The organism is Labrys monachus (assembly GCF_030814655.1).
Lineage (GTDB): Bacteria > Pseudomonadota > Alphaproteobacteria > Rhizobiales > Labraceae > Labrys > Labrys monacha.
On sequence record NZ_JAUSVK010000001.1, the window covers coordinates 5,840,367 to 5,865,971 of the forward strand.

25 protein-coding genes and 1 pseudogene are annotated in these 25,605 nt (G+C 67.1%); 11 read left to right on the plus strand and 15 right to left on the minus strand.

Annotation, left to right across the window (positions count from 1 at the left end):
• Positions 1-8: 8 nt before the first annotated feature.
• Genes J3R73_RS26655 through J3R73_RS26665 form a run of 3 tightly spaced genes read right to left on the minus strand, consistent with a single transcriptional unit; the run spans position 9 to position 3,423 of the window.
• Positions 9-1,319, minus strand: coding sequence for an ABC transporter ATP-binding protein (locus J3R73_RS26655; protein WP_307434398.1), 1,311 nt, complete (start codon positions 1,317-1,319; stop codon positions 9-11).
• A gap of 29 nt (positions 1,320-1,348) precedes the next feature.
• The gene (locus J3R73_RS26660; protein WP_307434401.1) at positions 1,349-3,082 is read right to left on the minus strand and encodes an ABC transporter permease; all 1,734 of its coding nucleotides are present in this window, start codon (positions 3,080-3,082) and stop codon (positions 1,349-1,351) included.
• The gene (locus J3R73_RS26665; RefSeq protein WP_307434404.1) at positions 3,079-3,423 is read right to left on the minus strand and encodes a hypothetical protein; all 345 of its coding nucleotides are present in this window, start codon (positions 3,421-3,423) and stop codon (positions 3,079-3,081) included. Before J3R73_RS26665 ends, J3R73_RS26660 begins: the two co-directional genes overlap by 4 nt.
• Positions 3,424-3,836: 413 nt before the next feature.
• Here J3R73_RS26665 and J3R73_RS26670 point away from each other — a divergent pair, with 413 nt between their 5' ends.
• The 5 genes from J3R73_RS26670 to J3R73_RS26690 all read left to right on the plus strand — a co-directional run bounded on the left by J3R73_RS26670 (position 3,837) and on the right by J3R73_RS26690 (position 8,770).
• On the plus strand, positions 3,837-4,895 hold the full coding sequence (locus J3R73_RS26670) for a sensor histidine kinase (protein ID WP_307434407.1): 1,059 nt from the start codon (positions 3,837-3,839) through the stop codon (positions 4,893-4,895).
• Entirely contained in the window at positions 4,892-5,530 is a 639-nt protein-coding gene (locus J3R73_RS26675) for a response regulator transcription factor (protein ID WP_307434411.1), read from the plus strand. Before J3R73_RS26670 ends, J3R73_RS26675 begins: the two co-directional genes overlap by 4 nt.
• Before the next feature lie 152 nt (positions 5,531-5,682).
• On the plus strand, positions 5,683-6,744 hold the full coding sequence (locus J3R73_RS26680; RefSeq protein ID WP_307434414.1) for an alcohol dehydrogenase family protein: 1,062 nt from the start codon (positions 5,683-5,685) through the stop codon (positions 6,742-6,744).
• Between the two features lie 41 nt (positions 6,745-6,785).
• Complete coding sequence (locus tag J3R73_RS26685) at positions 6,786-7,754, plus strand: oxidoreductase (RefSeq protein WP_307434417.1); 969 nt, start codon at positions 6,786-6,788, stop codon at positions 7,752-7,754.
• Positions 7,755-7,834: 80 nt separating this feature from the next.
• Positions 7,835-8,770, plus strand: coding sequence for an AraC family transcriptional regulator (locus tag J3R73_RS26690; protein ID WP_307434423.1), 936 nt, complete (start codon positions 7,835-7,837; stop codon positions 8,768-8,770).
• A gap of 62 nt (positions 8,771-8,832) precedes the next feature.
• Here the strand turns inward: J3R73_RS26690 and J3R73_RS26695 are convergent, their stop codons facing one another.
• A complete protein-coding gene (locus J3R73_RS26695) occupies positions 8,833-9,858 on the minus strand; it encodes a zinc-dependent alcohol dehydrogenase family protein (RefSeq protein ID WP_307434426.1) in 1,026 nt (341 codons plus the stop codon).
• 105 nt (positions 9,859-9,963) lie between these two features.
• Here J3R73_RS26695 and J3R73_RS26700 point away from each other — a divergent pair, with 105 nt between their 5' ends.
• A complete protein-coding gene (locus J3R73_RS26700; protein WP_307434430.1) occupies positions 9,964-10,869 on the plus strand; it encodes a LysR family transcriptional regulator in 906 nt (301 codons plus the stop codon).
• 12 nt (positions 10,870-10,881) lie between these two features.
• On the opposite strand, the gene J3R73_RS26705 is transcribed toward J3R73_RS26700, so the two are convergent.
• Together J3R73_RS26705 and J3R73_RS26710 are read right to left on the minus strand one after the other, a co-directional pair.
• Positions 10,882-11,793 (minus strand): SDR family oxidoreductase, encoded by a 912-nt coding sequence (locus J3R73_RS26705; RefSeq protein ID WP_307434433.1) that lies wholly within the window; start codon positions 11,791-11,793, stop codon positions 10,882-10,884.
• Between the two features lie 16 nt (positions 11,794-11,809).
• Positions 11,810-12,703 carry an SDR family oxidoreductase gene (locus J3R73_RS26710; RefSeq protein ID WP_307434436.1) on the minus strand — a complete coding sequence of 298 codons (894 nt, stop codon included), beginning with the start codon at positions 12,701-12,703 and terminating at the stop codon, positions 11,810-11,812.
• A gap of 92 nt (positions 12,704-12,795) precedes the next feature.
• Here J3R73_RS26710 and J3R73_RS26715 point away from each other — a divergent pair, with 92 nt between their 5' ends.
• Positions 12,796-13,716, plus strand: a complete 921-nt coding sequence (locus J3R73_RS26715) for a helix-turn-helix transcriptional regulator (protein ID WP_307434439.1) — start codon at positions 12,796-12,798, stop codon at positions 13,714-13,716.
• Between the two features lie 92 nt (positions 13,717-13,808).
• Here J3R73_RS26715 and J3R73_RS26720 read toward each other — a convergent pair whose 3' ends face one another.
• The gene (locus tag J3R73_RS26720) at positions 13,809-14,726 is read right to left on the minus strand and encodes a LysR family transcriptional regulator (protein WP_307434441.1); all 918 of its coding nucleotides are present in this window, start codon (positions 14,724-14,726) and stop codon (positions 13,809-13,811) included.
• Between the two features lie 103 nt (positions 14,727-14,829).
• On the opposite strand from J3R73_RS26720, the gene J3R73_RS26725 reads away from it, so the two are divergent.
• Together J3R73_RS26725 and J3R73_RS26730 are read left to right on the plus strand one after the other, a co-directional pair.
• A complete protein-coding gene (locus J3R73_RS26725; RefSeq protein ID WP_307434444.1) occupies positions 14,830-15,588 on the plus strand; it encodes an SDR family NAD(P)-dependent oxidoreductase in 759 nt (252 codons plus the stop codon).
• 301 nt (positions 15,589-15,889) lie between these two features.
• The gene (locus J3R73_RS26730) at positions 15,890-16,381 is read left to right on the plus strand and encodes a P-loop nucleotide/nucleoside kinase family protein (RefSeq protein ID WP_307434447.1); all 492 of its coding nucleotides are present in this window, start codon (positions 15,890-15,892) and stop codon (positions 16,379-16,381) included.
• A gap of 273 nt (positions 16,382-16,654) precedes the next feature.
• Here J3R73_RS26730 and J3R73_RS26735 read toward each other — a convergent pair whose 3' ends face one another.
• The 6 genes from J3R73_RS26735 to J3R73_RS26760 form a co-directional block, all read right to left on the minus strand.
• Positions 16,655-17,986: an LLM class flavin-dependent oxidoreductase gene (locus J3R73_RS26735; RefSeq protein WP_307434450.1), complete on the minus strand. Its 1,332-nt coding sequence runs from the start codon at positions 17,984-17,986 to the stop codon at positions 16,655-16,657.
• Positions 17,986-18,564, minus strand: a complete 579-nt coding sequence (locus J3R73_RS26740; protein ID WP_307434453.1) for a cysteine hydrolase family protein — start codon at positions 18,562-18,564, stop codon at positions 17,986-17,988. Before J3R73_RS26740 ends, J3R73_RS26735 begins: the two co-directional genes overlap by 1 nt.
• Positions 18,565-18,568: 4 nt before the next feature.
• Complete coding sequence (locus tag J3R73_RS26745) at positions 18,569-19,372, minus strand: amino acid ABC transporter ATP-binding protein (protein WP_307437717.1); 804 nt, start codon at positions 19,370-19,372, stop codon at positions 18,569-18,571.
• Between the two features lie 42 nt (positions 19,373-19,414).
• Positions 19,415-20,311, minus strand: coding sequence for an amino acid ABC transporter permease (locus tag J3R73_RS26750; protein WP_307434455.1), 897 nt, complete (start codon positions 20,309-20,311; stop codon positions 19,415-19,417).
• 152 nt (positions 20,312-20,463) lie between these two features.
• A complete protein-coding gene (locus tag J3R73_RS26755) occupies positions 20,464-21,327 on the minus strand; it encodes an ABC transporter substrate-binding protein (RefSeq protein WP_307434458.1) in 864 nt (287 codons plus the stop codon).
• Positions 21,328-21,398: 71 nt separating this feature from the next.
• A complete protein-coding gene (locus J3R73_RS26760; RefSeq protein ID WP_307434460.1) occupies positions 21,399-22,691 on the minus strand; it encodes an LLM class flavin-dependent oxidoreductase in 1,293 nt (430 codons plus the stop codon).
• Between the two features lie 328 nt (positions 22,692-23,019).
• Between J3R73_RS26760 and J3R73_RS26765 the strand changes: the two genes are divergently transcribed.
• On the plus strand, positions 23,020-23,490 hold the full coding sequence (locus J3R73_RS26765; RefSeq protein ID WP_307434462.1) for a MarR family winged helix-turn-helix transcriptional regulator: 471 nt from the start codon (positions 23,020-23,022) through the stop codon (positions 23,488-23,490).
• 186 nt (positions 23,491-23,676) lie between these two features.
• Here the strand turns inward: J3R73_RS26765 and J3R73_RS26770 are convergent.
• A pseudogene (locus J3R73_RS26770) lies at positions 23,677-23,886 on the minus strand (alcohol dehydrogenase catalytic domain-containing protein); the annotation flags it as partial.
• A 58-nt stretch (positions 23,887-23,944) separates the two neighbouring features.
• Entirely contained in the window at positions 23,945-24,493 is a 549-nt protein-coding gene (locus J3R73_RS26775) for a hypothetical protein (protein ID WP_307434464.1), read from the minus strand.
• Between the two features lie 132 nt (positions 24,494-24,625).
• On the opposite strand from J3R73_RS26775, the gene J3R73_RS26780 reads away from it, so the two are divergent.
• Positions 24,626-25,543, plus strand: coding sequence for a LysR family transcriptional regulator (locus tag J3R73_RS26780; RefSeq protein ID WP_307434467.1), 918 nt, complete (start codon positions 24,626-24,628; stop codon positions 25,541-25,543).
• Positions 25,544-25,605: the final 62 nt, after the last annotated feature.

The window sequence follows — 25,605 nt, forward strand, 5'->3', positions numbered from 1 at the left end:
CCGGCAACCTATTCCGGATTTTCGAGGCTGAAGGTCTCGGCCTGCTCGTCATAGGCGAACAGCTCGGCATAGCGCGCCCATGCGACGATCGTCTTCAGCGTCTCGTCCGCATAGTGCTCGGTCATGTAGTCCTCAAGCTCGTTGCGGAAACGCGCCGCCGGCGCGGTATGGGTCGGACGCTCGTCGAGCACCCGCCGGATCAGCCCCATCAGCGGCACATAGGTGACGAGATGCTCGGCAAAGAGCTTCTTGCGGGCGTCCGTCTCCAGCGTGGCGAAGCGCTTGCCGGCCTCGGTGAGCAGGAGATCCCCTTCGCTCAGCTGGGCGAACCGCAGGAGCTGGAGCGCCTCGCCGAGATGGAAGAGCTCGTCGGCCTCCAGCTGGAGCACGCCTGCCAGAACCGGCAGATCGGCGCGGCCGTGATAGGGAGGGCCGGCGACGGCCTCCATGAGGCCGGCCATCACATTGGTCGAGACGGGATCGAGGACCATGCCCATGCCCGTCCCGGGTATGCCCTCCATCGAAGGCGCCCGCGGCTCGGCGCGCCGCGTCATCAGGGCGTAGATGCTGTCGACCATCTGACGGAACACCGGGTCGAGGCGGTTGCGCGGATGCGGCAGGTCGACCTTCAATTCCCGCGCCACCCGCCCCGGATTGGAGGAGAACACCAGGATGCGGTCGCACATCAGCACCGCCTCCTCGATGTTGTGGGTGACGATCAGCACGGACTTGATCGGCAGGCGCCCCTCGATCCACAGGTCGATCATGTCGGTGCGCAGCGTTTCGGCCGTCAGCACGTCGAGGGCGGAGAAGGGTTCGTCCATCAAGAGGAGATCGGGATGGACGACGAGGGCGCGGGCGAAGCCGACGCGCTGGCGCATGCCGCCGGACAATTCCTTGGGATAGGCGTTCTCGAAGCCGTCGAGGCCGATGAGGTCGATCGCGGCGAGTGCGAGCCGGCGCCGCTCGGCCCGCTCGACGTTCTGCGCCTCCAGGCCGAGCTCGACATTCTGCAGCACGGTCAGCCAGGGAAACAGGGCGAAGGACTGGAACACCATGGAGATGCCCGCCGGCGGCCCCTGGATGGCCGAGCCCCGGCACCGCGCCTGTCCCGAGGAGGGCGAGAGAAGGCCGGCAATGATGCGCAGCAGCGTCGACTTGCCGGAGCCGGAGCGGCCGAGCAGGCCGACGATCTCGCCGGCCTTGATGGTCAGGTCGACATCCTCGAGGACGACGACTTCCTTGCCGCTCCCCTTGGGAAAGGACCGGCAGACCTGCCGGATATCGACGAGCGGGGCCTTCACGACGTGGTCGAGCATGGCGGTATCCTCAGATCGGGAGAAACGGGTCAGCCCAGGCGCAGGCGGCGTTCGCCGAAGGCATAGAGCGGGCGCCAGACCAGCCGGTTGAACAGCGTGACGAAGGCGCACATCACGACGATGCCGAGCACGACGCGCGGAAAGTCACCGGCCGCGGTGGCGTTGGCGATGTAGGAGCCGAGCCCCGGCGTGGAGAGCCGTGTATCGCCCCAGCTGGCGATCTCGGCGACGATGCTGGCGTTCCACGAGCCGCCCGAGGCGGTGATCGCGCCGGTGATGTAGTAGGGAAAGATGCCGGGCAGGATCACCTTGAACCACCAGCGCCAGCCCCTGATGTGGAAGCTGCGCGCCGCCTCCTTGAGGTCGCTGGGAAAGGCGCTCGCCCCGGCGATGACGTTGAACAGGATGTACCATTGCGTGCCCAAGATCATCAGCGGGCTGAGCCAGATATTGGCGTCGAGCCCGAAACGCACGATCAGCACGACGAAGACGGGAAAGGCGATGTTGGCCGGAAAGGCCGCCAGGAACTGCGCCAGCGGCTGCACCTTCTCGGCGAGCTTGGGACGCAGGCCGATCCAGACGCCGACCGGCACCCAGATCAGCGTCGCGATGGCCATCAGCACGACGACGCGGGCGAGCGTGATGAGACCATAGAGAACCGCCGTCGCCACCTCCGACCAGCCGATGCTGGCCCGCAGATAGGTGATGCTGACATAGGCGGCCCATGCCGCCCCCACCGCGATCAGTGCGATCCACGCCCCGTCGATCACCCGCGCGGTGGCGATGCCGGCCTGCCGCGACCCGAGCCGGGGCCATTGGGGCAGACGCAGATTCCAGACCAGGCGCGCGAGCCATTCGATCGGCGCCGCCAGCACATGTGTGACGCGGGCGCGGCGGAACAGGTCGAGCATCCAGGATGTCGGCGCCATGCCGGACGCCGTGGTCTCGAAGCGGAACTTGTCGGCCCAGGCCACCAGCGGGCGGAACAGGAACTGATCGTAGAGGATGATCACCACCAGCATGGCGACGACGGCGTAGAGGATCGCCATGATGTTCTGCTGCTTGATCGCCAGCGCGACATAGGAACCGATGCCGGGCAGCGTGACCGTGGTGTCGCCGACGGTGATCGCCTCGGACGCCACGACGAAGAACCAGCCGCCGGACATCGACATCATGGTGTTCCACACCAGGCCCGGCATGGCGAAGGGTACGTCGAGGCGCCAGAAGCGCTGCCAGCCGCTCAGGTGGAAGCTCCGCGTCGCCTCCTCCAGGTCCTTGGGCTGATTGCGCATGGACTGGTACATGCTGAAGGTCATGTTCCAGGCCTGGCTGGTGAAGATCGCGAACACCGAAGCCAGCTCCGCTCCCAGCACGCTGCCGGGGAACAGATTGAGGAAGAACGTCACGGTGAAGGTCAGGAAGCCGAGGATCGGCACCGACTGCAGCACGTCGAGGATGGGGATCAGCACCATTTCCGCGCGCCGGCTCTTGGCGGCGGCGGCGGCGTAGACGAAGGTGAACACCAGCGAGAACGCGATCGCCAGCAGCATGCGCAGCACGGTGCGCAAGGCGTAGACCGGCAGATTGGCCGGGTCGAGCGACAGCGGCGTGACGTCCAGCGTCGAGAGCGGAACGGTGGTGACCCTCGCGCCATAGGCGACGAGGACGATGGCGCCGACCACGATCAGCAGGGCCATCAGGTCCCACAGGCTCGGCAGCACGGAACGGCGGATGGCGAGCGGGCTGAAGGTCTGCCTTGTCATGGAAGAAACCCGTTGGCCGGTGGCCTGAAGGATTGATCGGAGCAGCGCGACTGCCGGAGCAGGATTTCGACGGATGCGTGATTCAGGCGCCCGGCCCAGCCCGCGAGCGAGCGAGCCCGACGCTTCGACAGAAGGCGCAGCGATACGCGCGAAAACGCCAGCCGGAGCAGGTGCACGGCGCTCCAGGCGAGGACCGCCGCCAGCAGGCGGACCGCGTGCTCGGCCGCCTGGCGCAGGCCCGCCCGCATCGGTGACGGGAACGGCTCCGAGGAGGACCGAGGGACGGGCCGCGCCTCCCGGCCTGGGCGGCGGTTTCGGAACAGGGCCGCTATGAAGATCATGTGCCACCTCACCGGTGCGCCGCCCGGAGCGCCGCGGGTGCGCCTGGATCAGGCCCCGAGCAGACGCCCCGGCGGCGGGGATTTTCGATCCGCGCGGCAGCCAGGGTGCGGATCGCCCTTGCCGGCCTGCGCGGGTCCCGCCGGCCGAAGCGACCGAGCGGGCATAAATCGCTATAGAATCCCCTGCCTGCGGGCGCCATCTCGATCAGGGCAAGACAGGGAAGACTTCAGAATAAGGGAGCTATACTTTGGTATAGCCGACGGCGGCGCGGGGATGCGGAGAGGGTCGCGATTTCGCCATCCCTCGTGTTTCGCGGTCGAATTCGTCGGCCCGCGCTTGCCCCGCGCCTTGCAAGTCGGGCAGGAAGACCCGTAGAACGCCGCCACGACGGTCGCCGACGATGAAGCAGGGCATGCTCTCCAAACAGCGAAACAGGCCCGGCTTGCGGGCCGTCTTCATCGCGTCGCTGCTGATCTGCATCTTCGTGGCCGATACGGTCACGGATTTCGAGATCGCCTTCGCGGTTTTCTACATCGCGGTCATTCTCTCCGCGATCGGCTTCCTGTCGACCCGCGGCGTCGTCTTCCTGGCGTCGGTCTGCGTCGGCCTCACGGCGATCAGCCTGCTCCTGACGAAGCAGGGCTCCTTCGAGGCCGGGGTCTTCAATTGCGGGATCAGCGCCTCCGCCATCGGCGTCACCACCTATCTCGCCCTGAAGACCGTGGCCGCGCAGGCGGCCGCCCATGACGCACAAGAACAGCTCGCCCGCGTGGCCCGTCTGACGCGCCTGGGCGCCTTGACCGCCTCGATCGCCCACGAGGTCAACCAGCCCCTCGCGGCGGTGGTGACGAGCGCCGATGCCTGCCGGCGATGGCTCGCCCATGAGCCGCCCAACCTCGCCAAGGCACGGCAGGCCGCCGAACGGATCGTCCGCGACGCCAGCCGCGCCGGCGAGGTGATCGCCCGTGTCCGCGGCCTCGCCAGGAACGAGCCGTCGCGCCGCGAGCCGCTCGATCTCAACGAAGCCGCGATCGAAGCCGTCGCCATGGCGCAGCATGAGATCGAGCGCAACGGCGTGGCGCTGCAATGGCACCTGGCGGAGGATCTCCCGGCGGCGATGGCGGACAGGGTCCAGATCCAGCAGGTGATCGGCAATCTGCTCCTCAACGCCCTCGAAGCCATGGCCGGCCTGCCCAGCTTCAGGCGGGAACTGGAGATATCCTCCTCCCGCGACGCCGATGGAAACATCGTGCTCGCCGTCGCCGATTCCGGTGCCGGCATGAAGCCTTCCGTGCTGGAGCACGCGTTCGACGCCTTCTGGACCACGAAGGAAACCGGCATGGGCATCGGCCTGGCCATCAGCCGTTCGATCATCGAGGCGCATGGCGGCCGGATCTGGGCAACGTCGGAGCCGCGGATGGGCGCGGTGTTCCGCTTCAGCCTGCCGGCCGCCGGGAAGGACACGCCATGACCGCCGCCGGCCCGACGCACGAGCCCGGCACCGCGCTCGTCCACGTGATCGACGATGACGAGGCCGTCCGCACGGCGATCGAGGACCTGCTCGCCTCCGTGGGCCTGAGCGTCAGGTCCTACGGCTCGACCCGGGCCTTCCTGGAGGCCGCCCCGGTCGATGGCCCGGCATGCCTCGTGCTCGACATCCGCATGCCCGGGCAAAGCGGACTGGAATTCCAGCAGCAGATGGCGAGGACCGGCCTTCGGCTGCCCGTCATCTTCATCACCGGCCACGGCGACATCGCCATGTCGGTGAAGGCGATGAAGAATGGCGCCATCGAGTTTCTGACCAAGCCGTTCCGGGACCAGGACCTGCTCGACGCCATCCAGCACGGCATCGAGAAGGATCGTCTTCGGCTCGAAGAGGACGAGGCCACGGCGACCCTGCAGGCCTGTTGGCGGACGCTGTCGCCCGGAGAACGGGACGTCCTGCCCCTGGTCGTCCGCGGGCTTCTGAACAAGCAGATCGCCGGCCTCCTCGACGTCAGCGAAATCACCGTCAAGGTTCGCCGCAGCCAGGTCATGCGCAAGATGCAGGCCAAGTCCGTCGCCGACCTGGTGAGGATCTGGGACAGGCTGCAGCCGAAGACCTGAACGAAGAGGCTCCGCGCGAGGTTTGGCGGCGGCTCCCGCTGCCCCGACGTCGCCCTCTCGCAATTCGCCGGCCGGACGGGAGTTCTGGCGAAACGCCGATCCCCGTCGTTTCCGCTGGCATATCGCCCAAAGGCGGGCATTGTCGAGGCATGATGACATTCTCGATTCCCGCCGTGATGACGGCGATGGTCCTCACCGGCCACGGGGACTATGACAAGCTCGCCTATCGGCATGACGTCCCGGTACCCCGGCCGCGGGCCGGCGAGGTGCTGATCCGGGTAGGCGCGGCCGGCCTGAACAATACGGACATCAACACGCGGATCGGCTGGTATGCGCCGGCCGGGGTCGGCGTCGATACGCCGCCACGGGAAGGCGGCTGGAACGGGGCGATCGGCTTTCCGCGCATCCAGGGCGCGGATGTGTGCGGCACCATCGTCGCGGCCGGCGCCGGCGTGCAGGCCGGCCGCATCGGCGAGCGCGTCATCGTCCAGCCTTGCTTGCGCTCGCTCCGGCAGGGAAGGCGCGATGCCTGGCTCGGCTCGGAGGTCGACGGAGGCTTTGCGCAGTTCACCTGCGTTCCCGCCCCCGATGCCTACCGGATCGAGAGCCCCCTCTCCGATGCGGAGCTCGCGACCTTTCCCTGTGCCTATGCGACGGCCGAGAACCTGCTCGGGCGCAGCGGCGTGGCGGCCGGCGAACGGGTGCTGATAACCGGCGCGAGCGGCGGCGTCGGCGCGGCCTGCGTCCAGCTCGCCCGCCGGCGGGGCGCCGAGGTGATCGCGGTCGCGAGCGGGCGTCATGCGGATCGCCTCGAGGCCCTCGGCGCCGCGCGGCTGGTGCCGAGGGGCGCGGCGCTTGCGTCCCATGTGCCGCCCGACAGCGTCGACGCCGTCATCGACGTCGTCGGCGGCCCGTCCTGGCCGGATCTTCTCGACGTCCTGAGGCCGCGGGGCCGATATGCGGTGTCGGGCGCGGTCGCCGGCCCGATCGTCTCGCTCGACCTGCGCAAGCTCTATCTCAAGGATCTCTGCTTCTTCGGCTGCACCTCCCAGGACGACGGCGTGTTCGAGCGGCTGGTCGGCGCCCTGGAAAGCGGGGACATCCGCCCTCTCCTCGCCGCCGCCTATCCGCTGTCCGAACTCGCCCGCGCCCAGCAGGACTTTCTCGCCAGGGCGCAGTTCGGCAAGCTGGTGGTCGTTCCCCCGCAGGCCTGAGCCGCCGGGTTCGACGACGCGCAGGAAGTGCCGGCCTCAACGTGCCGGCGCGGATCGACAGGATCAGGCAAGAAGCAGGCAGGACCGTTCCTAGCGGCCACCCGGCCGGGAGCGGTAGACAACGCCCTGCCGGCGCGACAGGCGCCGTCGCTGTTTCGTTTACGGGAAAAAAGACAATGAAGACCTGGTTCATCACCGGGGCCAGCCGCGGCCTGGGCATGGAGATCGCGCGTTCGGCGCTCGAAGCGGGCGACAACGTCGTTGCAACCGCTCGCAACCCGCGTCCGATCACCGACGCGCTCACGGGCCATGGCGGACGGCTTCAGGCCGTGGCCCTCGACGTCACCGACACCGCCGCGATCGCCGCCGCCCTGGCCGAGAGCAGACGGCATTTCGACCGCATCGACGTGCTCGTCAACAATGCGGGCTACGGCCAGCTGGGCGCGTTCGAGGAAATCACCCCGGAAACGCTGCATCGGCAGTTCGAGACCAACGTGTTCGGCGTGTTCAACGTGACACGGGCCATCCTGCCGATCATGCGCGCGCAACGCTCCGGCCATATCGTGACGATCTCTTCCATCGCCGGCGTCGAAGGCTTCGAGGGGGCTTCGGTCTACTGCTCGACGAAGCATGCCGTTTCGGGCTGGTCGGAGGCGTTGGGGCACGAGGTCGCGCCGTTCGGAATCCACGTGACCTGTGTCTATCCGGGGCGGTTCCGCACGGATTTCCTCGATGGCAGCTCGGTACGCTACGGCGAAATCGCGATCGACGACTACGCGGCTTCGTCCGCCCGGCACAGGGCGGCGCTGGATGCCGACAATCATCGCCAGGTCGGCGATCCCGTGAAATTCGCCGCCGCGATACTGGCCCTGGCCGACGCCGGGAAGCCGCCGGCCTGGTTCGCGGCCGGGTCCGACGCCTATGCCGTGTTCACGACCAAGGCGGAGGCCCTTCGCAGGAATGTCGAAGAATGGAAGGGCTTGACGCTTTCGACCGACTTCCCGGCCTGAAGGCCGAACGCGACGGTGGGAAGCAGGATGTGCTAAACTGAGCGGCGTGCCCGGAACGTCGCGGCCGAGAGGAAGGCCTGGTGGACAAGCCTGCAGCAGATATCGACGGGACCGTCGAAGCCGCGGAAATCGAAGCTGTCCGCAACTGGATGGCCGAGGCGATCACCCGTCACCTCGGCGGCGACGGCTCCTGCAGCACGGCGGTGCCCGGTCTCACGCTCCATCGGCGCACGTCGCCCATGGAGCCGGGATCGTATCTCTACGAGCCGTCCTACGCCTTCATCGTCCGCGGCGCGAAGCGGGTCATCCTGGGCGAGGAAACCTATGTCTACGACCAGTCCCGCTTCCTCCTGACCGCGGTCGACCTTCCCACCGTGGTCCAGGTCCTCGATGCGACCGAGGCGACGCCCTATCTTTCGATCAAGCAGAATATCGATCTCGACATGGCGCGGGAGCTGATCGCGGAGGTCGATCGACACGGGCCTTCGGCCGCAGCCGACGGCGCCGGCATTGCGGTCGGCCCGGTCACGCCGGCGCTGGCGAACGCGTCGATGCGTCTGCTCCAGCTTCTCGACAGTCCCGACGACATCCCGATCCTCGTCCGGCCGATCCAGCGCGAAATCTTCTATCGCATCCTTACCGGGCCGGTCGGGGGCCGACTGCGGCAGGCGGTCCAGAGGGGAACGCAGACCGAGCGCGTTTCGGCGGCAATCCGGTGGATCCGCGAGAATTTCGACCGCTCGCTCAGCATCGGGGCGTTGGCGGACGAGGCGGGCATGGGCGAGTCCACGCTGCATCACCACTTCCGGGCTCTCACGGCGATGAGCCCGCTGCAATATCAAAAGCATCTGCGCCTGCACGAGGCCCGGCGCCTGATGATCACGGAGAGGATCGACGCCGGCACCGCCGCCCTCCGTGTCGGCTATGAGAGCGTGACCCAGTTCAACCGGGAGTACCGGCGCCTGTTCGGCGTGCCGCCAAAGCGCGACGTCCGGTCGATCCTCGCCGTTGCCTGAAGAGGGCATACCTCCGTCCGGACACCGCATTGCGCCCGGACCTCGGACGCGCGCCGTCCTCCTCACGTCATCTCGACGACGATCTTGCCGAAGGCGCCGCGGTCGAGATGATCGAGCGCGGCGGGGAGTTCGGCAGCCGGGTAGCGCGCATCGATGACCGGCGTCAGTCCGATGCGGTCGACGGCGACGACCAGATGTTCCAGCGCCCGGCGATGCCCGACGCCGATGCCCTGGATCGTGAGGTTCTTCAGCATCAGGGGCCCGACGGGCGCCGCGACCTCGAAGCCCTCGATGACGCCGATCTGATGGATTTGTCCACCGATGGCCGCCGCCTGCACCGCCTTGCCGAGATGCGGGCCGCCGACGATCTCGAGAATCTGATCGGCGCCATGGTCGTCGGTGATGCGCAGCACGGCTTCCACCCAGTCCTCCGCCGTGCGGTCGATGGCGTGATCGGCACCGAGGCTCCTGGCGCGTTCCAGCTTCCCGGCGCTGCCCGAGACGACGATCACCTGCGCTCCATGCGCCCTGGCGATCTGGAGGCCGAACAACGCGACCCCGCCGGTGCCCTCCACCAGCACCGTCTCGCCGGCACGCACCCTCCCCTTTTCGACCAGGGCGAACCAGGCGGTGAGGCCCGCGCAGGGCAAGGTGCTCGCCTGGGCATCGTCGAGCGAGGCCGGCGCGCGGACGAACCAGTCCTCGGGGAAGGCGACATAATCGGCGAGCACGCCGGGATAGGCTCCGCCGAGGGTGCGGTAGGGCGGCGTGCGCGCATTGCCGAGCGGCGCGCCCTCGATCCAGCCGGGCGCGAATGTCGAGATCACCCGGTCGCCGGGGGCGAAGCGCTTCGCCCCCGGCCCGACGGCCTCGACCGTTCCGGCGAGATCGGAGGCCGGCGTGAAGGGAAAGGCGAGCGGCAGGCCCATGCCGCGTTCGATCACCAGCCTGTCGCGGTAATTGAGCGAAACCGCCGCCACCCTCACCAGCACTTCGCCGGTCGCCGGTTCGGGAACCGGCGCCTGCTTCAAGGCGAGCCGGTCGCGGCCGAGGCCGTCCATCTCCCATCGTTTCATCGTCCTGGCCATCCATTGCTCCTGATGCCGAAATTTCGATGGCCAGCACTGTATCGTTGAATTTTAGGCGCCGGTGGTGATATAAACTCTCAGCATTGGTTCCTTACGGCTGACAATATGGGCGAGTTGCTGAGCGGCGTGGACGTGTTCGTGGCGGCGGTCGAAACCGGCAGCTTCGCCGCCGCCGCCGAGCGGCTGCACCTCACCCGCTCGGCGGTCGCCAAGACGATCGCGCGGATCGAGGCGCGGCTCGATGTCCGGCTGTTTCACCGCACGACGCGCAGCCACACCCTCACCGAGGACGGGCAGATCTATTACGAGCGTTGCGCCCGGGCGCTCGAAGAGCTGCGGGCCGGCGAGACGGCGATCGACTCCGGCCGGCGCGAGGCGTCGGGCCGGTTGCGCGTGTCGGTGCCGGTGCTGTTCGGGCGACGCTGCGTCGCGCCGGTGCTCACCCGGCTGGCGGCGAGGCACCCCAAGCTCGAACTCGACCTCTCCTTCTGCGACCGCCCGGTCGACCTGATCGAAGACGGCTTCGACCTCGCGATCCGCAACGGCGCGATCGGCGACGGCGCAGGGCTGATGACGCGGACGGTCAGCCTGCAACGCATGACCGTCTGCGGTTCGCCGGCCTATCTTGCCGGGCACGGCCGCCCGGAGACGCTGGACGACCTGCCCGCGCATCGCGGCATCACCTATGGACGCGGCGGACGCGTCAAGGCATGGCAATTTCCTGGCGGCGACGGCGGGCTGCGGGAAGTCACCCCGCCGAGCCGGCTTCACTTCGACGACCTGGAAGCGATCGCCGACGCGGCCGAGGCGGGGCACGGCCTCGCCTGGCTGCCCTGCTGGCTCATCCGGGAGCGGGTCCGCGGCGGACTGCTCGTGCCGCTCCTGGCGAACGCGCCGCAGCTCGTGTTCAGGACCCATGCCCTGTGGCCCGAGACGCCGCATCTGCCCCTGCGCGTCCGGCTCGCCATCGACGCGGTCGCCGCCGCCTTGCCGGGCGACAGCGAACTTTAAGCCGGCCGAGGATCAGCGGCCGGCCATCTGGACGGCCTCATCGCCCAGGCGATCGAGATCGGCGATGAGCCCCGGCCCGACCGGCTCCCAGCCGAGCGCGGCTCGCGTCTGCGCGCTCGAGGCGGGCAGGTCCTGCCCGGCGAACATGGCCAGCCAGCCGAAGAAATCCGAAGCCTCTTGCGGCGGGATGGACTTGACCGGCAGCTTCAGGCGTCGGCCGATGGCTTCGGCGATGTCGCGTGTCGCCACGCCTTCCTCGGTGACGGCGTGATACCGCGCGTTCGGCTCGGCCCTTTCGATCGCCAGCCTGTAGAGGCGGGCCACGTCGAGGACATGCGCCGCCGGCCAACGGTTCAGCCCGTCCCCGACATAGGCGCACACTCCCTTCGCGCGATACATCCCGATCGCCGGGGTGACGAGGCCTTGGGTGACGGTGTCATGGACCTGCGGGAGGCGCATCACCGCCACATTGACCCCGGCCGCAGCGAGGGAGGCGGCAGCCTCCTCCGAGGCCGCGCGCGGATGCACGTCCGAACCGACGATGGCGTTGCCCTCCCTAGCCGGCTGGCCGGACACGGTGTTGGCCATGGGGGTTCCCGAGGTCACGATCAGTTGCCGGCCGGAGTCGGCGAGAGCCGAGCCGAGCGCCTCGATCACGCGACGGTCATCCTCGCAATTGGCCACGAATCGCGAAAAATCATGGTTGAAGGCGAGATGGATGACGCCGTCCGACCGGGCGGCAGCGCTCTTCAGGCCGCCCAGATCCTGGAGCGAGCCGCGGACGACCTCGGCGCCGGCGGCAGCCAGCGCCGCAGCCTTCTCATCCGAGCGGCAGAGGCCGAGCACCTCATGGCCCGCCGCGATCAATTCCCTGACGACGCGCGAGCCGATATTTCCTGTCGCGCCGGTGACGAATACACGCATAGAGTCGATCCTTGTTCTAGGAAGCAAAATAGCTGGGATGGTCGATGTCCTCGATGAGTCCGGCCTGCCCGGGCTTCCAGCCGAGCAGCGAGCGGGTTCTCTCGCTCGAGGCCGGGCAGTCGACGGCCGCGAACCTGGCGAACCAGCCGAAATGCGCTGCTGCCTCGTCCGCCGTCTGTGACACGACCGGCACGTCCAGCCGCCGGCCGATCACCTCGGCGATCGCCTTGAATGGCACGCCTTCCTCGGCGACAGCGTGGAACGGGCCTCCTTCGCCGCCGCGCTCCAGGGCCAGCCGAAAGACGCGGGCCGCGTCGAGCCGGTGCACCGCCGGCCAGCGGTTGAGACCGTCCCCGACATAGGCGGAGACGCCCTTCTCGCGGGCGAGGCCGATGACGCGCGGCACGAAGCCGTGATCGCCATGACCGTGGACCGATGGCGGAAGCCGCACGGCCGTGGCGCGTATGCCGCGCGCCCTCAGCGCGGCCACCGCGGCTTCCGGGTTGCGGGGAAAGGCGTCGGCGGGGGGACGGGGCCGGCTCAGTTCCGTCACGACGGTCCCCGGCGCGAGGAGCGCGACGCCGGAGGTGACGATGAGCGGGCGGTCGGAGCCTTCCAGCACGCCGCCCATCGCCGCGATGGCGCGCTGCTCGTCCGCCCCGCTCTCCGCGATCTTCGAGAAGTCGTGGTTGAAGGCGGTGTGAATCACGCCATCCACCTGCGATACAGCGGCCTCGAGGCCGGCGAGGTCCTGGATCGTGCCGCGACGAACCTCGGCGCCGGCCGCGGCCAGGGCTTCGGCGCCCGCGTCCGAGCGGACGAGGCCGAGCACCGCATGGCCGGCGGCGATCAGATCCGCCACGATGGCCGACCCAACCCAGCCGGTGGCACCGGTTACAAATACACGCATGGGCACAGCTCCACATTTCGTCGGAGACAAAGGTGCGCCGATGCGTTATTCCGGTAAAGTAGGGACTTTATCGTAGTATAGAGGCTAACAGGATGGTCGACCGCGTCACGGCCGTGAACCTGCTCGGCGGGTATCTGAAGGATCGTCGTGCCAAGCTCGACCCGGCGGCTCTCGGCTTTCCCGCGGAGCGTCGCCGCACCCCGGGCCTGCGTCGCGAGGAAGTGGCGCAGCGCGCCAATATCAGCCCGACCTGGTACACCTGGCTCGAACAGGGCCGCGGCGGAGCACCCTCAACGGACGTGCTCGATCGGATCGCGCGAGCGCTCCTGCTCACCGATGCCGAGCGCGAGCACCTCTTCCTGCTCGGCCTCGGCCGCCTCCCCGAGGTGCGCTACCAGAAAAGCGACGGCGTCACGCCGCGGCTGCAACGCGTTCTCGACGCGCTGGACCCCAGCCCCGCCCTGATCAGGACCGCGCTATGGGATGTCATGGCCTGGAACCGGGCGGCGACCGCGATGCTGATGGACTATGGGTCGCTTCGCCCGGAGGAACGCAACATCCTGCGCTTCATCTTCCTCGATCCGCGGGCCCGCGCCGCGCAATATCATTGGGAAAGCGTGGCGCGCTTCGCATTGGGCACGTTCAGGGCGGACGTCGCCCGGGCCGGCGCTTCCGAAGAAGTCGAACCGCTGGTCGACGAACTCTGCCGGCTCAGCCCCGAATTCAAGGCGATGTGGCGCGACAACGACGTCCGCGGACCTCATGGCGAGACCGTCAAGCATATCCGCCATGCGGTCGCGGGCCGCATCGCGTTCGAATATTCGGCCTTTGCGGTCGACGGACGGACGGACCTCACCATGGTGGTCTACAACCCGGCGACGGCGGAGGACGCCGAACGCATCCGATCGCTGTGGGACGACCGCGACGCTCCTGCCGCCGATGGGGCGCAAGCGCGCGTGGCATCGCCACAGGCGGCAACCGTCGAGCCGGACAGACGACATATGCGGGGCTAGGCGAGGCAGGCCGGCTGCCCCTTCCGGCTTATCCCTGGCTTTCATCCTGCAAGGAATATCGCTGCCGGCCGGAAGATCGGTCCGGCTCTCGTTCAGGCAGAGGCCGGCGTCCCTTCGTCCTCGCTCCCGGATGAGCCGAATGCCGCGACGGCAAAGGAAATGAAGCTGCGCAGCCGGGGCGTCATGCGCCGATCACGGTAGTAGAGCAGCCACATCGGGCGCTCGTCGAGCCGCCAGTCCGGGAAAAGACGGATCAGGCATCCCGCTTCCAGGTCCCGTTTCACCAGAATTTCCGGCTGCATGATGATGCCGAGGCCCGCCCGTGCCGCTGCACGGACGGCCTGGCCGCTGTTCACGTTGATCATGCGGATGGGCGAGACCTGTACATCCTCCTCTCCTTGCGTAAACCTCCAGGCGGAACGGGCCGAGGGCGTGAACGCGACGGCCTCGTGCCCGTCCAGCTCGCCCGGATGCGAAGGCGTGCCTTTGCGGGAAAGGTAATCGGGCGCGGCGCAGACCACCATGCGATATGGCATCAGCGATCGCGCGATCATGCTGCCGTCCGGCATGGCGCCGATGCGAAAGGCAATGTCGAAGCCCTCATCGACAAGATCGACATTGCGATCAGTCAAACCGATGTCGAGTTCCACCTCCGGCGCAAGAGCCCGGTAACCGGCGAGGGCCGGCATCAGCGCTTCGGTGCCGAAGGTCGTGGGCGCGGTTATGCGCAAGCGCCCCTGAGCCGCCGTCCGCTGCAGCTCGGCGGCTTCCTCGGCGAGCGCGATCCGATCGAGGATGTCGCGGCATTGCTCGAAATAGTCCGAGCCAAAATCCGTCAGGCTTTGACGGCGCGTGGTCCGGTTGAGGAGCCGGGTGCCGAGGTGCTCCTCCAGCGCGGCTATGTGCTGCCCGACCATCGCGGGCGAGAGCCCGATGGCGGCCGCAGCTGCGCTCATGGAGCCGGCCTGCACCGTGGCGACGAACGCCTGCATGGAACGAAGCAGATCCATTTAATGGCATAACTTTCAAATGATCCAAGATATCGCCCGATTATTCTCCCGTCGAAAAGCAATTACAACGCCTGCAGCGAGGCCCTCGAAGGAAATGGCAAGAATGCGGACGCGGTTTGCGGAAAAGACGATCATCGTCACAGGGGCAGGAACCGGCATGGGGCGCGCTGCGGCGCTCCGCCTCTCAAAGGAGGGGGCGCGAACCGTTCTTGTCGGGCGGCGACCGAGACCTCTCGATCAACTGGCTGCCGAGATCATCGCCGCCGGCGGAACGGCATCGGCAATCGCCTGCGATATCGGCAGCGACGCGGCGGTGAAGGCGATGGTCGAGCAGGCGATCGACACAGGCGGCCGTATCGACGGCCTCTTTGCCAATGCAGGTGTGCTCGGCGAGTTCAAGCCGCTCGCCGAAACCGAGATTTCCGACTTCGAGGGACCCGTCGCCACGAACCTGCTGGGGACGTTCCTCGGCATCAAGCATTGCCTGCCTCATCTCGAAGGCGGCGCCATCGTCATCAACGCCTCATGGACCGCCAGCGCCGTGATGCCCGGCGCCGGCGCCTATGCCGCCACCAAGGGCGCGCTCGTCGCCATGATGCGCACGCTCGCGATGGAGCAAGGGCCGCGCAACATCCGGGTCAACAGCGTCAGCCCCGGCATCATCCTGACGCCGATGGCCGAAGAGGTTCTCGATCCCCTATTTTCAGCGCGTCTCGCCGCCCATGCACCCCTGCGCCGAAACGGAACGCCGGAAGACGTCGCGGGGACCATCGCGTGGCTGCTGTCCGAGGACGCCGGATTTGTCACCGGCCAGGACATCGTGGTGGATGGCGGCTTCACCCTCGGCGGACCGCGTCTGTGAACGGAAGCCTCGCGGATTGGTGAACGGCAGCGAGGCCGTTCACCGGCAGGCCCCTGCCCGAATGACGGGCGGCGGCCGATGAAGACGAGCGCTGGGTTCGTTCCCTGCCCTGAAGCGGACGGGCTCCATCTGGACGGGAAGGCCTCGGAAGAGTACAGCGTAGGTCGATGACCTTCCCTGTTCACCATGCGGATGCCGCCTTTGGCGGCCGAATTAGCCACCCGGCCTGATATGTCGGGCCGGGGCGTCCCGCATGTGAACATCAACGGCGTGTAGAGCGCCGAGCGCAAAGTCTATGGACATGTCATCGAACCAAGCGACGCTGCATCTCCTGTGCGGCAAAATTGCCTCCGGCAAGTCGACGCTCACCGCTCAACTCGGCCGCCTGCCCAACACCGTCGTCGTCAGCGAGGATCATTGGCTGTCCCGGCTCTATCCGGGAGCGATGACCTCGGTCGCCGATTACATTCGCTGTTCCGCTCACCTTCGGGACGCAATGGGATCGCATCTGGTCGCGCTCCTCACATGCGGCGTTTCGGTTGTCCTGGACTTTCCGGCGAACACGCCGGCCCAGCGCACATGGATGCGCGCATTGTTCGAGGAGGCCGGGGCCTCCCATCAACTGCATTACCTCGATGTTCCCGATGCCGTCTGCAAGGCTCGGCTTCGGGCGCGCAATGCGCGCGGAGAGCACGCGTTCGCGGCAACCGACGAGCAATTCGATCTCATCACGAGCCACTTCATCGCGCCGGCGCCCGACGAAGGCTTCAACGTCGTGGTCCACCGGCAATAGAGCCGATCCGAAGCCGGCTATCATGCCCTGTCGCGCGACGGCGAAATGGCGCGACCCGCGAACCTGCGTGCCTTCCTCCTCGTCATCGCGGCGCCATCGACCCGTGCGCGGCGTCGAAACAGGCGGCGAGGGCAAAGCCGGATCGAAGGCCTATACGGGAGCGATCGGGAGCAGGCCGGCCGCAAACAGGCGCGGGACGTTGGCGCAAATGCCGCGGACGGAACCGGCGGCTCGTCCCTCGTTGTGCCGATCAATCGCCCTTTGGGAAAAGCCTCATCCCTCCACACCTGTCGCCATGCCGGCCACAGCCGCGGGATGTGCCGGCCGGGGGAGGCCGAGATGGTCCCTGAGCGTGCTGCCGGCATACTCGGAACGGAACAGGCCGCGCTCGACGAGAAGGGGGACCACCTCGTCCACGAAACGCTCCGCCGGGCCGGGCAGATGGGTGGACATGATGGCGAAACCATCCGCAGCGCCGCTGCGGAACCAGTCCTCGAAGTCGTCGGCCACCTGTTCGGCCGTGCCGACCAGCAGCCGATGCCCCGAGCTCACCGCGGCGTAGTCGCGCAGCTGGCGAAGCGTCATCTTCTTGCGCCGGGCGATGGAGGATAGCTGGATGGCGTGGCCCTGCATCATGCCCGACGGGGGAAGATCCGGCACCGGCTCGTCGAGCGGGAACTGGTTCATGTCATGGCCGAGGCGGTCGGAGAGCACCCGCATCGCGGCCTTGGTGTCCATCATCGAGGCGAGCTCGGCGACGATCTCCTTCGCCTCCTCCTCGGTACGGCCGATGACCGGCGAGACGCCGCAGACAACCTTGACCGCCTCCCGCGCCCGGCCCGCAGCCTCGGCCTTGTCGCGCAGCCTGTCGGCGAAGGCGAGCGCCTCCTCCTGGACCTGTTGGGCGGCAAAGACGACTTCGGCGGTGGCAGCGGCAAAATCGAGACCGCGATCGGAGGCGCCGGCCTGGAAGATGACCGGATAGCCCTGCGGCGGGCGCGTGATGTTGAGGGGGCCCTTCACGCTGAAATGAGCGCCCTGATGATCGAGGACATGCATCTTCGTGGGGTCGACGAAGATGCCCCGTTCCTTGTCGCCGACGAGCGCGCCTTCCTGCCAGCTGTCCCACAGGCCCTTGGCGATCGCGACATATTCCTCGGCGATCGCGTAGCGCTCCTCATGCGGGGGATGCTTGTCCCGGCTGAAATTCGCGGCGGCGTCCGGGCTCGAGCCGGTGACGACGTTCCAGCCCGCCCGGCCCTGGCTCAGATGGTCGATCGAGGCGAAGGCGCGGGCGATGTTGTAGGGTTCCGAATAGGTCGTCGAGACGGTCGCCACCAGCCCGATGCGCGAGGTGCTCATCGCCAGCGCCGCCAGCAGCGTGAGCGGCTCGAAGCGGAGCATCATGCCGGGATGGGCGTCGAGGCCGGTATTCACGGCATCGGCGAAGAACACGAAGTCGAGCTTGCCCGCCTCCGCCTTCTGCACCACCTGCCGGAGCAAAGGCAGGTTCTGCGATCCGAACTGGGCGTCCGGCATGCGCCATCCTGCGACATGGCTGCCGGTGCCCAGCAGAATCATGCCCAGATGCATGGTCTTGCCCATCATTGCTCTCCCCTGTTCGGCAACGCCCGCCGCATCCGTTCGGCTTCCTCGGCGGCGGTGACGATCGTCAGCTGCGGGGCGCGCGAGGCCATGATCGCCAGGGCATTCTCGTGAACCGCCTGGCTTTTGGCGGCGCAGGCATCGGCGACGATCCGGACATGCGCCCCGGCATCGACGGCGGCGAAGGCGGTGGCCAGCACGCAGCAATCCGTCGAGATGCCGCACATGACGATCTCGTCCTCGGGGGCGAAGATCGCCCGGGCCTGCGGTGTCCATTTCGAGAAGGTGTCGCTGGAGATGCTCGATCGCGTCCGCCAGGGATCGTCGACGTCCCAGAGCCAGTCCGAGCCCTCGGCATAGGCGAACGACCACTTGTCGTAATAGGGGATCCAGCTGCCGCTCGGCGCCGCAGGCGGGACGAAGCGCGTGAAGACCACGTGGTCGCCATAGAGCGGGACCAGCGAGGCCACTTTCGGCGTCGACTGCACCGCCGCCGGCGTGAACCAGGCGCTGCCGGGGTGGGTGAAGGCCGGCTGATGGTCGATGACCATGAGCCAGCTGCGGCGAATGTCGCTCATGCTGCTATACCGCCTGCTGCTGATGGTCCGGGAGGGAACGGGCCAGGAAGGTTCGGGTGCGCGGGTCCGTCGGCCGCGAGAGCACGTCCCTGGCCGGGCCCATTTCGATGATCACCCCGTCGCTCATCACCGCGGCGGTGTCGGCGACGTCTCGGGCGAACTGGATTTCGTGGGTGACGATGATCATCGTCATGCCGGTCGCGGCGAGGCCCTTGATGACATCGAGCACTTCGTCCGTCAGGTGGGGATCGAGCGCCGAGGTCGGCTCGTCGAACAGCATGAGCTTCGGCTGCATGGCGAGCGCGCGGGCGATGGCGATGCGCTGCTGCTGGCCGCCCGACAGATGACGCGGATAGGAGCCCGCCTTCTCCGAAAGGCCGACCTTGTGCAGGAGTTCGTGCGCCCGCTCCGTCGCCGCCGCGCGTGTTTCTCCCCGGATGCGCATGGGCGCGTCGATGATGTTGCTCAGTACCGACATATGCGGGAACAGGTTGAAGTTCTGGAACACCATGCCGATGTCCGCGCGCTGGCGGCTGAGCTGGCTTTCAGTCAGGCGCACATAGGTGCCGTTGCGCAGCGTGCAGCCGATCGGCACCCCGTCGACATGCACCAGCCCGCGATCCGCCAGCTCGATGGCGTTGATGCAGCGGAGCAGCGTGCTCTTGCCGGCGCCGGACGGCCCGAGGAGGCAGACCACCTCGCCTTTGTCGGCCTTCAGATCGACGCCCTTGAGGACGAGGTTGTGTCCGCGCGTCTTCCAGATGTTTTCGCATCGGACGAGCGGCTCGTCGGTGTTCGGTGCGGTCATGCGCGAGGCCCGGTCTGCGTTGAGGGGGATGCTGTTCACGGCTCACACGCCCCGATCGTCCTGCCGATGCCAGCCCTTCGAGTAATATTTCTCGATGAAATACTGGATGACCGACAGGATGCTCACCAGGAAGAGATACCACAGGGCCGCGACGATCAGCAGCGGCACGGTCTCGAAGGTCCTGGAATAGATGAGTTCGACCGAGTGCATCAGCTCGTAGAGGGCAACCACGCTGGCGATCGAGGTGTATTTGAGCATCCCGACCACCTGGTTGCCCGTCGGCGGCACGATCGCCTTCATCGCCTGCGGCAGCACGACGATCCAGAAGGTCTGCCAGGGCTTGTGGCCGAGCGCCTTGGAAGCTTCGGTCTGTCCGTTGTCGACCGACAGCAGGCCCGCGCGGATGATCTCCGCCATATAGGCTCCCTCGTTCAGGCCGAGGCCGAGCAGCGCGGCGGTGAAGGACGAAATGGCGACGGTGGCCGGAATCTCGAAGAATTTCGGCCCCCCGAACGGAATGCCGATTTCGATGGCGGGGAAGAGGGCTGCCAGATTGTACCAGAACACCAGCTGGACCAGCACGGGCGTACCGCGGAAGAACCAGACGAAGGCGTGGGCGCAGAAAATGAGCAGCGGATCGCCCGACATGCGCATCACCGCGACGACGATGCCGATGAGCAGCCCGACGATCATGACGATCACGGTGAGCTGCAGCGTCATCGCCACGCCTTTCAGGACGCCGGCATTCAGGAGGTATCGACCGACGACATCCCACTGAAAGCCCGGGTTGGTCAGAACCTGAAAGACGATCCAGGCCATCACCCCGCCCACGAGGACGACACCTATCCAGCGTCCGAAGCGGGGTGGATCGACGATCTCGGGCGCCTTCGACATGGCCGCCGAAGGTCCCTTGGTGTCCATCGCGAGGCGTGCGCTCATGACTGCTCCCGAAGTGGTGCCTGCGTCGGGTGCGCGGCGCTGCACCAGGCGAAGCAATGAGGTGGCTCGATCCCCTCGATCGAGCCACAATTCCCCAAACCGATCGGGCGGGAGAGCGCAAGCCCCTCCCGACTCATCGTCGAGAGACGGCCTTACTTTTCGATCTGCTCGAGGGTCAGAGCGCCGTCGGCCACGCCGAACTTGTCGAGGACGGCGGCGTAGGAGCCGTCGGCAATGGCGCTTTTCATCGCCAGCAGGAGAGCCTTGTAAAGCCCTTCATTGGACTTGCCGACGATGATGCCCGAGATCGAGTTCATGCCGGAGAGCGCGCCGGGCGCAAGCTCGAGCTTCGGGTTGCCCTTGGAGATATAGACGCCGACGGCGCGTGCCGTCAGGAAGCCGTCGCCGCGACCATTGGCGACGGCGAGATAGGTGTCCGCGCTGTCGGGGTAGAAGGTCGTCTCGATCTCGGGCTTGCTCGCCGCGACGCAGGCGGCCGACAGCTTCTCGGCAATGGCGATCTGCGCGCTGCCCTGGGTCAGGGCCAGTGTCTTGCCGCACAGATTGTTCACGTCGATGCCCGTCACGCCCTTGCGCACGAGCAGCCCGTAGCCCGAGTTGAAGTAAGGCAGCTGGCCGACGATCTTCCTGCGTTCGTCGTTGACGTCGAACTGGTTGACGCCCACGTCGAAGCGGCCCGCCTGCACGCCCGGAATGATGGCGGGGAATTTGAGGTCCTCGAACTCGGCCTTGAGGCCCAGCTTGGCGGCGAGCAGCTGCATGAGGCTGATGTCGATGCCGACCGGCTCGCCGCTCTCCGACGCATAGTCGAACGGCGCCCACTGCAGGGACGTGGCCACCTTGAGCGTGCCGGACTGGCGCGTCGCCTCGGGCAGGGCAGCCCGGGCCGCGTCCACGACGCCTTGTGCGCTGGCATGGCCGGCGAGGCCGATCGCGGCAAGTCCGAGAAGGGCCAGCCCGGTCAGACGGGCACGCATTGCTGTCATTCGCTTCATGGTTCGTCTTCCACTCCGGAGATATTTGTTGCCGTTCATCCTTGCCGCCGCGCCGCCCCGCATCCGTCCGTTCAGGACGAGAGATGATGTCGGAGCGTCGTGCCGGAATACTCCTTCCGAAACAGCCCGCGCCGCTGCAGCTCAGGTACCACCGCGCGGCAGAATTGCTCGAACATGCCGGGAAAATAGGTGGGGGCGACGATGAACCCGTCGCAGGCCCCGGATTCGAAGAGGTCCTGGAGGCGATCCGCGATGGAGCCGGGCGTGCCGACGATCTCATCGCCGTCTCCCTGCCGCGCCGCCGCCTCCGGCAAGGTCGCGCCACTGTCCCGCATCGCCTGCTCCAACACCATCCGGGAGCCATGAATCCCTTGATTTGCCTGCAGGCCGCCGATGTCCTCGCCGTCCTTCAGCCTGGTGAGATCCACGCCGAGATGGCCGGAATAACGCGCCTGCCGGATGTCGGGATCGACGAGGCTCCTCAGATAGTCGGCGCGCTCGCGTGCGATCGATTCGGTCTCGCCGATGACGAAGGTCGAGGCGGCAAGAATGGCGCAATCCCCGGGCGCCCGCCCCCGCGCGCCCATCCGCCCCTTGATGTCGGCATAGAAGGCCTGAAGGTCGGCCTTGGTCCGCTGCACCATGAAGATGACTTCGGCCCATTTCGCGGCGAGGTCGCGGCCGCGATCGGATGCCCCCGCCTGCATCAGGACAGGGCGCCCCTGCGGGCTGCGCGGGATGGACAGCGGGCCGCGCGTCCTTACCCAGCGCCCCTCGTAATTGGCGTAGCGCACCCTTGAGGGATCCGCGAAGACGCCATTCCGCTTGTCGAGGACGAAAGCGTCGTCGTCCCAGCCATCCCAGAGGGCGCAACAGGCCTCGATCACCTCCTCGGCGCGATCATATCGCTCATCCTTGGGTGGAATCGCGTCCATGCCGACATTCTGCGCTTCGAGATCCGTGGCGGAGGTGACGATGTTCCAGGCGGCACGGCCGCCACTCAGCACATCGAGCGATCCGAGCCAACGGGCCAGATGATAGGGATTGTGGAAGGTGGTCGACAGTGTCGCTCCGAGACCGAGCCGACGGGTCGCGGCGGCCATGATGGGAAGCACGACCATGGGATCGAGATAGCTGACCTGTCCACCCCCGCGGAGCACGGCCTCATAGCTGCCCCGATGGATATCCTGCAACCCCAGCAGATCGGCGAAGAAGCAGCCGTCGAATTTCGCCGCTTCAAGCGTACGCGCTATTTGCTGGTAGCGCTCGGCCCCGAGGAAATCGTCGAGCGTCGCCTCCGGATGACGCCATCCGCCATCATACCGCGCCGTTGGGCCGGTCTTGAGGTATGCCACCAAATGCATTTGTCTTTGGTGATCGGCGAGCAAGCCGGCGCTCCTTATCCCGTTCGCAAAAAACGGCGAAGCTGTTCGCCTGAACAGTGCAAATATACAGTGCATGCACTAGAATACGCAACGTGTTCCACACGCCGAACTACTCAAGCGGGTAGAGATTTGCTGAAATCGCCTGCAAATTGTGCAGATGATCAGGAGACGGTCAACTGTCTGCTGAAAATTTATAACGTACAGACTATTTCTCCGATCTCGGCGCGCTGTAAGCTCTGGGCAGGCCGGCGTCGTCGCAGCGGCGCCATGTCGGATCCGTCAACGGCCCCCTGCCCCCTTGGAAACGATGATCGAAGCGTCCGCCATGCCCAATACGTCCGACACCTATGATGTCACGCAGCAGGTCGGGCACATGCTGCGCAAGGTCTATCAGCGCCATCTCGCCATCTTCAACGAACGGGCTTCGCCGACCGCTCTGACCTCCGTCCAGTTCGTGACGCTCTGCATCCTCAGGGATCTCGGGGATTGCTCCCAGGCGGAGCTGGTCCGAGCGACCGCGGTGGACCAGGCGACGATCCGGGGCGTCGTCAACCGATTGAAGGCGCGTGGACTGCTCGAGCTGAAGAAGGATGCCGGCGATGGCCGCAAGGTGATGATGGCGCTGACCGATGAAGGGCGCATCCTATTGGATGCCATGTATCCCAAGGCGCGCGCCATCAGCGAGGAGACGCTCATCCACCTCAATCCCGCCGAACGGATCGCGCTGAGCTTTCTGCTGAGCAAGATGATGGGCGACGCGCCGTCTTCGCAGGACTGAACCGTCATCAGGGCGCCCTTGCGCGGGCCGGGCCTCGTTGGCGATGATGGCCCAGGCTTGCACCGCCGCTTCCCAGGCGGTGACGAAGGATTCCATCACCGCCGCCGCTCCGACATCATCGAGATCGTCGGGAATGCGCACCGCCATGCCGCGATCGACGCGGGCATATTCGGCATAGACACCCCCGCCGACGATCGCCATCACCCGCTCGCCGGAGCGGACATCCGTGACGTCGCGGCCAACGGCCACCACCTCTCCGGCCACTTCCAGCCCGAGCAGGCCGCTCTCGCCATAGCTCTGGCGGCCGTAATCGCCCTGCCGCTGCAGAAAATCGGCGCGATTGACGCCAGCGGCCTTCACCTTGACCAGAAGATCGCCGGGGCGTGGCTCCGGCATCGCGCCTCGGCGAGGCGGAGAATCGCCGCGCTGCCAAAATCATCGAACATAATCGCCTTCATAGCGTTGCGGCCTTGCCGAGCGCGTGGCGGGCGATGCTGGCGGCGAAGAGCGGCGTCTCCCGGCGGTTGTGATCGCCGCCCGCCGCCTGACGGGCCGCGGCCGCCTGCTCGAAGGTCTGGCCATGCGCGGTGATGAAGTCCATGAAGATGTCGGTCGGGTGCGAGGTAACGCGGTTGGTGTAGCGGGTGCGGCCGCCCTCGATCGCCTCGGCGATCAGTTCCCAGATGACGTTGACCTGCGTGCGCCCGACGGGGGTGAACACGTCGGAGATCGAGTTCATCCGGCAATAGCTCGGCGTCGCCTCCTCGGCGACATAATGCTGGATGACGAGCCCGGTGCCGATCATCTCGACATTGATCGACATGCGGCGGCCGTCATCCGTCGTCGTGGTGCCCGCGGCGATGTGGTCGGGCGGGCAGCAGCGCAAATATTCAGCCTCCGGCAGCGTGAACAGCCAATCGGCGATGTCGATCTTCTCAAAGGGAACATCGATCTCGGCGGAATAGGCAGACTGCGACAGAAGCAGGTCCTCAAGAACGGTCATCTCAGTTTCTCCTAGTCGTCGGGCGGCGTCAAACGCCACGCCGCCTCTGTGTCGACGGGGAGGACTGTGCGACTGTCGGGGATCGGCGATAAGCCGTAGCCTTCTGCAAACGGCTTTGCCTGGATCGCAAAGATGAGACCCCACTTCGCCGAATTCCTGTCCGTCTTCGTCGATGTCGTCAGGGCGGGGAGCTTTTCCGGCGCCGCCCGCCGGCGCGCCATGACCCCTTCGGCGATCGTGCGCCAGATCGACGCGTTGGAGGAGGATCTGGGCGTTGCCCTGCTGATCCGCTCGACACGCGCCCTCGCGCTTACCGATGCCGGCCGGCGGCTGCACGAGCGGGCGCTGGGGCTTCTCGACGAGCTGGCCGACACCCACGCGGAGGTCTCCGCCTTTGACCGGGCCGTCTCCGGCACGCTGCGGATCGCCTGCTTCCCGACCTTCGGCAAGCGCTACGTCCTGCCGGTTGTGGCCGCGCTGCAGACCGAGCACCCGGCGCTCAAGGTCGAGCTCGACCTGACGGAGCGGCTGGCCGATCCGGTTCTCGAGCGCCTCGATGTCGTCGTCCGCATGGGGGCGCTCAACGACAGCACGCTGATCGCCACCAAGCTGGCGCCGCTGACCCGGCTGCTGGTGGCAAGCCCGGCCTATCTGGCGCGAGCGGGTGCGCCGGAGAGCGTGGCCGGTCTCTCAGTGCACCGTTTGCTGGACAAGCTGCATGGCGCCGATCTTCTCGGCTGGCGGGACGTGCTCGACGGTCCGGCGGGGCATGGCGGGAACGCCATGGTGACGTTCCGTTCAGACGATTTCGAGGCCCTGCGCGCGGCGGCCGAGTCCGGCCTGGGCATCGCGCTCCTGCCGAGCTGGGTCGTCGGACCGGATGTCAAAGCGGGCAGGCTGGTCCGGTTGCGGCCGGGCAACGAACCCTGGAACGCCGCGCCGGCCGGCATCTATCTCCTGCGCGCCCTGCCGCAGCCGAGCGCCAAGCTGCGGGCCTTCACCGAGGCGCTGCGGACGTTGATCGGAAGCCCACCGGTCTGGGAACCGTGAGTTGTCGCGCGTTTGTCGGAGGGCGACCGTCCCGGCATCCGAATGGCGCCGCCGCCTTGAGA